This is a genomic window from Saccharibacter sp. EH611, from assembly GCF_009834765.1.
Taxonomy (GTDB): domain Bacteria; phylum Pseudomonadota; class Alphaproteobacteria; order Acetobacterales; family Acetobacteraceae; genus Saccharibacter.
Map to the genome: position 1 here is coordinate 1 of NZ_WVHP01000007.1, position 8,999 is coordinate 8,999.

18 protein-coding genes are annotated in these 8,999 nt (G+C 49.2%); 3 read left to right on the top strand and 15 right to left on the bottom strand.

What is annotated here, in order from left to right; genetic code table 11:
* Nucleotides 1-178: 178 nt before the first annotated feature.
* From GS535_RS03945 to GS535_RS03955, 3 genes are all read left to right on the top strand, one after another.
* Complete coding sequence (locus GS535_RS03945) at nt 179-502, top strand: hypothetical protein (RefSeq protein ID WP_160792521.1); 324 nt, start codon at nt 179-181, stop codon at nt 500-502.
* 128 nt (nt 503-630) lie between these two features.
* The gene (locus GS535_RS03950; protein ID WP_160792522.1) at nt 631-864 is read left to right on the top strand and encodes a hypothetical protein; all 234 of its coding nucleotides are present in this window, start codon (nt 631-633) and stop codon (nt 862-864) included.
* On the top strand, nt 864-1,085 hold the full coding sequence (locus tag GS535_RS03955; protein WP_160792523.1) for a hypothetical protein: 222 nt from the start codon (nt 864-866) through the stop codon (nt 1,083-1,085). Before GS535_RS03950 ends, GS535_RS03955 begins: the two co-directional genes overlap by 1 nt.
* 48 nt (nt 1,086-1,133) lie before the next feature.
* Here the strand turns inward: GS535_RS03955 and GS535_RS03960 are convergent, their stop codons facing one another.
* The 15 genes from GS535_RS03960 to GS535_RS04030 form a co-directional block, all read right to left on the bottom strand.
* On the bottom strand, nt 1,134-1,778 hold the full coding sequence (locus tag GS535_RS03960; RefSeq protein WP_160792524.1) for a hypothetical protein: 645 nt from the start codon (nt 1,776-1,778) through the stop codon (nt 1,134-1,136).
* On the bottom strand, nt 1,771-2,412 hold the full coding sequence (locus tag GS535_RS03965) for a ParA family protein (protein WP_160792525.1): 642 nt from the start codon (nt 2,410-2,412) through the stop codon (nt 1,771-1,773). Before GS535_RS03965 ends, GS535_RS03960 begins: the two co-directional genes overlap by 8 nt.
* A 20-nt stretch (nt 2,413-2,432) precedes the next feature.
* Nucleotides 2,433-2,762 (bottom strand): endoribonuclease MazF, encoded by a 330-nt coding sequence (gene mazF, locus GS535_RS03970; protein WP_160792526.1) that lies wholly within the window; start codon nt 2,760-2,762, stop codon nt 2,433-2,435.
* The gene (locus tag GS535_RS03975) at nt 2,763-3,005 is read right to left on the bottom strand and encodes an AbrB/MazE/SpoVT family DNA-binding domain-containing protein (RefSeq protein ID WP_160792527.1); all 243 of its coding nucleotides are present in this window, start codon (nt 3,003-3,005) and stop codon (nt 2,763-2,765) included. It abuts the gene before it with no gap.
* A 62-nt stretch (nt 3,006-3,067) separates the two neighbouring features.
* Entirely contained in the window at nt 3,068-4,120 is a 1,053-nt protein-coding gene (locus GS535_RS03980; protein ID WP_160792528.1) for a replication initiator protein A, read from the bottom strand.
* A 265-nt stretch (nt 4,121-4,385) separates the two neighbouring features.
* A complete protein-coding gene (locus GS535_RS03985; RefSeq protein ID WP_160792529.1) occupies nt 4,386-5,342 on the bottom strand; it encodes a site-specific integrase in 957 nt (318 codons plus the stop codon).
* A 63-nt stretch (nt 5,343-5,405) separates the two neighbouring features.
* On the bottom strand, nt 5,406-5,837 hold the full coding sequence (locus GS535_RS03990) for a hypothetical protein (RefSeq protein ID WP_160792530.1): 432 nt from the start codon (nt 5,835-5,837) through the stop codon (nt 5,406-5,408).
* 174 nt (nt 5,838-6,011) lie between these two features.
* Nucleotides 6,012-6,200, bottom strand: coding sequence for a hypothetical protein (locus tag GS535_RS03995; RefSeq protein ID WP_160792531.1), 189 nt, complete (start codon nt 6,198-6,200; stop codon nt 6,012-6,014).
* The gene (locus GS535_RS04000) at nt 6,200-6,400 is read right to left on the bottom strand and encodes a hypothetical protein (RefSeq protein ID WP_160792532.1); all 201 of its coding nucleotides are present in this window, start codon (nt 6,398-6,400) and stop codon (nt 6,200-6,202) included. Before GS535_RS04000 ends, GS535_RS03995 begins: the two co-directional genes overlap by 1 nt.
* Complete coding sequence (locus GS535_RS04005) at nt 6,397-7,032, bottom strand: lambda exonuclease family protein (RefSeq protein ID WP_160792533.1); 636 nt, start codon at nt 7,030-7,032, stop codon at nt 6,397-6,399. The genes GS535_RS04000 and GS535_RS04005 overlap by 4 nt, the downstream gene beginning before the upstream one ends.
* Nucleotides 7,019-7,798, bottom strand: coding sequence for an ERF family protein (locus GS535_RS04010; protein WP_160792534.1), 780 nt, complete (start codon nt 7,796-7,798; stop codon nt 7,019-7,021). Before GS535_RS04010 ends, GS535_RS04005 begins: the two co-directional genes overlap by 14 nt.
* A complete protein-coding gene (locus GS535_RS04015; protein ID WP_160792535.1) occupies nt 7,798-8,271 on the bottom strand; it encodes a hypothetical protein in 474 nt (157 codons plus the stop codon). The genes GS535_RS04010 and GS535_RS04015 overlap by 1 nt, the downstream gene beginning before the upstream one ends.
* Nucleotides 8,271-8,447, bottom strand: coding sequence for a hypothetical protein (locus GS535_RS04020; protein WP_160792536.1), 177 nt, complete (start codon nt 8,445-8,447; stop codon nt 8,271-8,273). Before GS535_RS04020 ends, GS535_RS04015 begins: the two co-directional genes overlap by 1 nt.
* A gap of 30 nt (nt 8,448-8,477) precedes the next feature.
* On the bottom strand, nt 8,478-8,822 hold the full coding sequence (locus GS535_RS04025) for a hypothetical protein (protein ID WP_160799153.1): 345 nt from the start codon (nt 8,820-8,822) through the stop codon (nt 8,478-8,480).
* Nucleotides 8,819-8,983 (bottom strand): hypothetical protein, encoded by a 165-nt coding sequence (locus GS535_RS04030; RefSeq protein WP_160792107.1) that lies wholly within the window; start codon nt 8,981-8,983, stop codon nt 8,819-8,821. Before GS535_RS04030 ends, GS535_RS04025 begins: the two co-directional genes overlap by 4 nt.
* Between the last annotated feature and the right edge of the window lie 16 nt (nt 8,984-8,999).

The window sequence follows — 8,999 nt, forward strand, 5'->3', positions numbered from 1 at the left end:
GCCATCAGCACCGTTGCGCTCAATATCGGATGGGCCACCAACCGCTTCCAAGCAGGCCGGCCTACTGACACACGCCCCCAGCCATGACCATGCCAGAGCTTCGTTGCCGCGATGGGCCGGCCTGTCTGATGCATCCAACACTCCTACTATCTCCTCAAAAAGAAAACTGAGAAACACCATGACCGAAGAAACAACCACACCAACAGCCACCCCCATCACCGCCCTTGTCGAAGCCGGCGAAAACATCTTCTCCGCCGTCACAGGGAAGAAAGGCGAAACGCAAGAGAAGATCGCCGACGGTGCCGCCCGCTTGCTTGATGGCGTTCTGCCTACCGTGGAAAGCAAGGTCTCCTTTGATCTGGCCTCCGTATTAGCAGGCGCTACGGGCATTCTGTCCGGCATTGCTCTGGTGCTAGCCGGCTTGAAAAAGAAAAAAGCCGAGGCTTCTAGCGCAAGCGAAGAGGCCCCAACGGCCACACCTGTCATCAACGGCATGGGCTAACCCATATGGGAGGGCTTCGGCTCTCCCCGTACCAACAGACAAAAAAAACAGCAAAGGACATTACCCATGACCAACAAAGAAGGCTGGATTGACGCCCCTCTTAAAGAAGGTTGGTTCGGAGAAGAACCATGAACCCATATTTCGCAGGAGGCTTCATCCTGACCGTGCTCGGCTTCCTGACAGCCCTGATCGTCTATAGCAACCGGGCCGGACGAAACAGCGCCCGCGTAAGCTCCGAACGCCAAGACGCAAGCGACGCCACACAATCAGCAGAAGCCGCACAACGGATGCTGGAGGCTCGCACGAACGGCATACGCTCCGGCAATGAGCTTCGGGACACGTTAGATAAGGGGGCGTTCTGATGAAGCACGTCTTTTGTGCGATGGCTTTATGCACGTTAGCAAGCTGCGCTCCTGCCCGCTACAAACCGCTTTTCCCCCCGCTGGTGCATTACACAGCACAGGAAGAGAAGCAGGCGGCTGACGAGCTGCGCGCTCACCCCGACCTGCACGAGCTGCCCGCTATGTTGCGGGATTATGGGAATGAGCGACGGGAGAGTATGTCAGCCAGAGCTTCATGGTAGCACTAAAAGCGGTTGAGAAGTAAAGTTTCACCGGTGAAACTCATTCCGCTACCGTTTCGTAATCTTAGAAATCTCATCTTCAACTCGTTCAAGCTCATTGTAGAGCCGTTCACGTTTTCTTGTTAAGCGATCCAAAATATCAGCGTCCGTTTCAGGATGCTGCTTGTTTTCTTTGATAACGCTCTGCAATTCCTGACGCGTCATTTGGGGATTCAGAAGCCCGCGCCGTTTAACCTCTGCCAACTTCTCGTCAGGAAGACGCGCGATTGTATAGGCTGTCGTAAATGAGTTAGGGCAGGTTTTGCGGTCTATCTTTCCGCTATCTACGGCCTGAGCGACGGCGCGCAGCTTGGACAGCATGGATTTCTTTAAGCCGACCAGATAAGGGCTGTTTTCGACAAACTGACGCCATTCATCGCGTGAAAATGCCTTTTCTGCTCTTAAGATGGCTCGCCCCATCTCAATAGCGTTGTCTAAAAATTTAGCTTTCCCGCGCTGAAGCGCATTAGACAGGCGGGCAGCCTCCCGTATTTTATTTTCGTTTTGAGCTAAATCATGTCCTTCAAAACATTCTCTTAGTCGCTCAAGAAAGGCAGCATCTGTCTGCTCAACAGACTTTAGTGCATTCGTTTGACGGTCTGGCTGCTGGAGTGCGCCACCCAGTTTTGCCGTTAAGTCAATCGCTTTAGACACTATCTACCCCGCTTTCGCGTTTCACAAAATTAAAGAGAGCTGCGAAGTCAGGATATGCTTTGCAGCGTGGTTTGTCAGCAGCGGCTAAGCCGTCGATAGAAAATTGATGAGCATCTGCAAGCTGTCTGATCTCAACTGGGCAGACAGTCCCTATGCCGTTCAAGTGGTTTCGTGCTGCTGCAAAAAAGCTTTCTCTCGGATTAGCTCTATTCATTGCCATTACGGCTTTTACATCCAGCTCCTGAAGCTGTTTCACCCATGGTTCTGTGCTATCAAGGTCGCTCATCGTCAGGCCAGTGGGAACAACGACAAGAGAAGAGGAACGGCACAGGTCGTGAACAGATGATATATCGCCCTCAACCCCCGGCAGCAGGTCTGCAATGATAATATCGTATTCTTCTGTTAGATCGCTAATCCGGTTCCAATCACTAATATCAAGAGCAGAAACATTGAAAACAGCTCGGTTTTTTGTTGCCTCACGCCGTTTGGCCCACTTAGAGAGTGTCTGTTGAGGGTCAAAATCTACCCCTAAAACACGGAACCCCGCGTCTGCAAATTGGACGAGTAAGTTCTGAGCTACCGTCGTTTTGCCAGTCCCACCTTTGGGAGAACAAATCGTGATAATTTTCTGCATGACCTATTCTCCGCCTCTATTTAGCCGACCAGCAAACGTACACGTTGCCGAATAGTTTCCAGCTCTATTTCTGACACTTTCCCTTTTAGCTTTGCTCGTCTCCGACGCCAGTCTAAGCTTCTGACCTGATCGGACAAAACAACACTTTTGGGAGTGCCATCTAAAGCAACTTCAAAAGGATACCCTTTTATCTTCGTTGTGACGGGACAACAAATCATAAGACCCGCTTTGCTGTTGTAATTTCTTGGCGAAAGAACAATAGCCGGGCGAAGTCCCGCCTGTTCTCTCCCTGCTTGAGGGTCAAATTCTAACCAGACGACATCACCACTGTTAGGAACCCAAGAAGGCATTTACCAGCTCTCCTTACCTGTCGGGCCCTCAGTAAAGAATTCGTCGTGTTTGTTGTCATCAGAAATATTATTGACCAAATCATTCAACGTAATATCCGCTGAACGGCAGGGAACAATCACAAGCTTCCCGTCTTGCTCACTAAGCTCAACAGGTTGATCAATCCTCAAATTGATAGCCTCTAGGAGACTCGATGGAAGACGGATAGCAGCGCTATTGCCCCATTTGCGAATTATACCCTGCATAATATGAACTCCTATAGTGTAAACATTGTATATACAAAAACTGAGGATGTAAACAATTCCCTTTACGGAGAACCGTGATTTTGAAACCATGTCCCGCAAAACTTCAAAAAGTGGCGATCCGGGTTCTTCGGTATGATTTCATTCTCATCGAGCCAACTTACCCATTCTCTCTCAAGGTAATAGACATCCCATCCCGGCGCTTCCTCTTTGGCCCCCTCGTAAGTTTCGCCTTTCAAAGCGAAGAAAGATAACTCTGTAGAAACGGTATCTTCCTTCTGGGCCATACGGTTGGCAAACAGCACCATATCACTTTCGTGTTCATACGAGACAAAATAGTCTGGCAGGTGGTTACTCTCAGCAAGCGCTTTAATCATTTTTCGGAACAGTTTTGAACTGCTCTGAGAGCCCGACTTTTTCAACAATACCCCTAGAGAAACACGCCATTTTTTCTGATGGCCACAATGCTTGCGTGCTAGTTCGTAAACGCGTCTTTCCAGCGGTTTGCGGAGACGGAAATAGTTTCGGTGAAGCGTTAAAACCTCATTGCTTTTGATGGCATTAAACACCCAATCAGATAGACGTATTTCGCACGAGATAAGGCGGCCATCCAATCCATGCTGGCGGCGTATCGAAGACGCATCAATCAAGCCGAAACCGTCTATCTGCTCTTCATTCCCCGTTCTGACATTGGTTCGTATGCGCGTACCTTCTAAGCGGTCGAGAGCCTGAATGAGTGCTTTATATTCATAACCAGACGTGCCGCGGTTAATAAAGCGCAACAAATCGCGGCTATTAATCTTCACGCGGGCCGTGACCTTCTCACCTGCTTTGAGCTTCGCCATGAGCTGGGAGATGCAATAGATAAGAATATCCTTATCGTATATGGTCGCCAGACCTTTTACGCTTGGCGTAATCTCAACCCAATTTCCATTGTGCTCATAACGACGCACAGTTCTCTCTGGCTTTTTTGAAAGCGCATAGAAAGGGTGCTCCATCTGCGGCATAACGTCCTTGAGCACAGCGTCTTGGACATCGCAGATGAACAGATCGTGCTCAGGATACCGTTCCGGCAAAAGAGCACTAAGAGAGTCTTGGTTCGTGGTTTCAGATACCATAGAGTTATATTCGTGTTTTTAAATACCAGCGTCAAGAGATTCGTGGTTTTAGATACCAAAATACCCTTAAGAAGGGGGATTCGTGTTTTTAAATACCATTATTCGTGTTTTTAAATACCATTATTCGTGTTTTTAAATACCTAATCCACAGGGTAATGTGCCTAAAAGCGCAGTTTTCCAATGGGTTTTTATATACCAAAAAAACCGTAACACTGTACTAACACATATATAACACAAGATATTTTCTGAGATCACTTGTGGATAACTACAGAAATGATGCTCCTGCATGGTCACGCAAGAGATTGGCGCGCCTAACGTAACCCCGCAAAACCTCAAGGTTTTTATGACGCGAGACTTCTGCAATGCGAAGAACGTCTTTGCCGGCCTCTGCTCCTGAGGTGATAAACCCTGCCCTCAGTGAGTGACCTGCGAATTCGCGTGGGTCGAGTCCTATGTTCTGGGCAACCGATTTAACGATCTCGGCTACAGCAGAAGCTGATAAAGGGCCTAGAATATGACCGTGCCGATTAAGCCGACGGAATATTAGACCTTCTGTGACTTCCGAAGCTTCAAGCCAAGCATTTAAATGCTCAAGAGGACGGATAGACACTCCGGCAGGAATGCCAATTGTCTGACCTTCTCCTGTCTGATCTGTTTTAGAGCGTCGAATGGTTACGAGAGCCCCACCAGGCACTGATTGGATATCCTCAACCTGTAGAGCGACTAATTCCGAACGACGCAATGCTCCCGAAAACCCTAGTGCTAGTAGTGCCCGATCACGTTTTGCTTTCAGAGTGTCATCTGCAATGGACGCGATCATCTGCATAAGGATAGACGCTGTTGCTGCTTCTTTTTTTTGAGGTGCAACGCCTAACGTGCGGGCTGCGCCACTAAGAGCACGTTTCACCTGAGACGTATGCCTAAGATTTGGGCCTCCTCTCAAAGTATGAACTGCACTGATTGCTGATACGCTCTGGGATATTGTGCTTGGACGTTTCCCTTGCTGCACGAGATGCGTAATCCAACCGGCCACAATCTCAGGGGTTGTTGGATAAGAGGGTAAACCAAGCTGCGAACACCAACGCGCAAAAGAGCGGCAATGCCCACGATAGGCTCGGCGGGTTGCTTCGGAAAGTGACGCGCTAGAAAGATCAGAAACGTCGTCAGCAAGAGCTGCGGGTAATTGAGATGTGTTTGTATCTGTCTGTGATAGAGAATGCATTGTTTAACCTGTGATAACCGTCATTATCACAGGCTAGAAAAATCAGCATAGAAAATGCAAGTATTAAAGGGTTTCCCCACCCTCCTGATCTGCGTATTCCTCCAAAGCCGAGACAAGAACGAGCACGTCGCCGACTATTGGTTCGCCCCAAAGATCTTCAGCCCGAGTATCTAACGACGGCTGGTGGTGGCCGTTGACGTAGTAATACATACGTCCATCAGCATGCTTTCGAGCCTTCACATGCCCATAACGATGTGGTTCCGAAGCAGTTGGGAACTTGGCGGGGTAGCGAATGCCGTATCTGAATTCCGGCATATCCACCGCTTCACGGAACGGAACCCATTCGCGTCGTTGGTTCCAGCGCGCCTCACACTCTCGGGCATCACGACCACGCGGGCCCTCAGAACCACATTCGCTGCAAAGCATTTTGAAACGGAAGGTGTAGGTTGCTCCTTCCGACCCACAGAACGGGCACGGCTTTAGCTTGTCAGTCATGGCCGGTCTCCTGTTCTTGCAAATCATCAGAGCGTGCACCGCATGTATCGCAAATCAACGGTTTCTCTTCGCAATGAGAACAAGGGGCATAAACATGACAGGAACAATGCTCAGACACTAGGAAATATCTTGTCCCATCGCATCCCATTACCTCACAGTCATCAATATCTACTCTCATCCCCGCCTCCATTTTTTCCAGAACACGACCGCGATCTTCCACGGCCAGAACAGCATTGTTGTCAGTGTTGGGATGTCCCCTCGTGGACAGTTAGGGCGGAAACGGCGCTCTCGATGTCTGACGTAGAGACCGAGGGCGAGATACAGGAGGATTGCGACCCAAACGGCATGGAAACTGTCCATCATCACAGCTCCCCAAAGAAACGCCGAAAATAGGCTATCACAAACGCAATCCATAGAACGGGCCAAACCACCATAGTGACGATCAAAACACTATCAGGCAGGTATCGTATGTCTCTCCGCTGGATCGTGAGGGCCAAGCCTGTGAACGCACCGATCACGCAATAGGATGCTATCGCGAGGAATAGGATCAGAAGACCGCTCATGCTGGCATCTCCTGCATGTCATTTTCTTTGCTTTGTAGCTTGCGAAGATTATCCAGTTTCATCTCATGAAACTGAGCCAGAGCGCCCTTTAACGCTGCGATAAAATCCTCATCACGCTCAACACGCTCTGTGTAAGGGCGTAATCCGGGGCAATACGAATAGCGGTCGCACCATTGCCGCCCTGTGACGAGCAACTGCCCCTGAACCTGCACAAAATAATCCATCCCGAAGCCATTCAGCATGTAGTGAGCGTGCTTTTCTGGGCGTGGGCACTTAATCTCAAGCAATCCGTTTTCTCCGATCAGACGGTCGGGGCTTGCGCCATACTGTCCCTCATCATCAGTGATGAAACCGACATGCTGTGCCGTCTCCGCTGTCTCAAACTCGTAAGCTTGGGCTGCTGTTTCTTCTAGCGCTATCCCGCGTTGTACGTCCTGATTATGTCTAAGGTCATTGTCTAAAGGGCAACCCAAAATGATCTCGACAGCGAGTTTCACCGCGTATGGCTTTGCCGAAGAAGAAAAAGCGTGCGTCTTCGGTGTGATAATCTTGCTAAATTCAGAAGCCGTTGGGAGACCAGCACGTAAGGCCATCCACTCGTCAGAACCCTGCTCTACGTTATAGACTTTCATGAGAAGCCCCCCGTTTTTCCAGATGTTTGCGTAGATAATCCATCACTCTTTTAAATTGAGAGGCCGGGATGTCATCCACGGTTTGGACGCTGAGATGAGCCAACATTTTCTCAGGCCCCATCCCCAGTTTTCTCAAGAGATGAATAATCTCATTTTTCTGATGAGGACTGATCGTTTGCGCAGACTGCCGAGCCGGGGCAGAAGAAACCCCATCTTTATCTTCGTTTGTCCGAACGATATTCAGCAGCATTTCAGCGCAATAACGCTTCCCGTAGGAAATAGACGAGCCAAACGCCTGCAAAGCATTCCGTCCATTACCAACATCGATAGGCAAATCCATTTCGGAACTTTGAGACTTCCCATTCTCATGAGTAATCGTCCCGACAATAGTCTTCATACCGCCTTCAGAAGAGCGCGTCGTAAAAGAGAGCCGTAACCCGTGCTTTGTCAGAATAGGACGAATAACGGCATCCATATCTTCCCATCGGGTAAAGTTGTATCCTACCTTTCCCCCGAGACTAACCCGTCCATTCTTTGCCACCTGTGGGATTTCCCCAGAAGCAGCGCTCATGGCACGGCTAAATTCTGCTGTTGCCTCTCTATCCATGACTTGATTGTGCATTTGTAAGAGTGCTTGCATCTTATCAACATCACATTGCGGGTTTGTTGCCGCTTGTGAGATGATCCCCATGATAGAAACATCCGTATTGACCCTCGTTTCAACAGAAGGAGATACGTTGTTTTCCTTTGCTACTACGTTACTCATCACGCGGCCTCCCATTCCCTGACACGCACGCGGGCAAGCGCTATGACAGCGCGGTATTCTTGGCCGTGCTGATTGTCGCCGTGTGTGTCGTTTACGGCTTTCTCAAACTCATCAAGGGTTCCGCTAAAGCAGCCACGCGTTACGCATGGGTCACTGTCCGTTCGGAATAGTGTAAATGTCCCATCTTCTGATCCGATTGGGCCGAGCGCTAGAATGTGACGCAAGTTAGCTATCAACGCATTGCCAAAAACCTTCGCATTGCCAGATACCCACGCATTGCCGAACACCCACGCATTGCCAGATACCCACGCATTGCCGCTATGAGTTAGGTTTTTTTCGCTTTCGATGTATCCGCCCATATCGCCGATAGATACACCTAATTCAGGAATGTCTCTTAGGGAGCGGATGCGATACAGAGTGCCATCACAACTTGCAACCGTATCGTCGGTTAGTAGTTCGTATTTCTTACTCATTAGAAGCCCCATGCTTTCACATTTTCAAAAACAGCGCAGGAAAAGAGCGCTTCGGCTGCTGTTTTCTGCCCTTTCTTGAGGCAGTCCATCGCTGCCTTTAGGTATTCTGTCCGCCTCATTTGCGGCGTCTCTGGGCGTGCTTTAGACACAGCTTTCCTGTTTGCGTGTTGCAGCATCTCAAAAATCCTCGATTTTACTTGGGGTGGTTAGTAACTATTTTCTTCTATCTGGCGCTCTTTAAGCAAAAGTTCGGCAAGCTTCATGCTCAGTTCTTCTCTTTTCTTTCTAAAACCACTCACACAAAGACCGCTTTTCTCTGTTCTATTTATCTTCATGTCTACAAGAGAGATTTCATTAAGAATACTATCGCTTTCCTTGAGCGTTGTGACCGTTATGGTTCGGACGACTGTTTCGATGATGAAGCTCTTATTGCACGACGTGCAGTGCCATTTAGCCCCCTCATACGCCTCATTGAGCTCGCCATCCCCCTCGTTCTCATACGAGCAATGGGGGCAGACGATCTTTCCTTCATGCTCCTGTCTGTAGTTCATCGTGTCTCCTCCAAAGCCCGTTGTTGGTGCCTTAACCGAGCCTTGAGAACTAAACGCTCTTCTACTTCTTCGGGTGTTAGGACATCGCGCTGTTCAATCAGATCAAGAAGAAGATGTGTATGAGCTATCCGTTCCTTTAAGGCTGCTAGATCACTCATCATCCCATCACCCTATCGT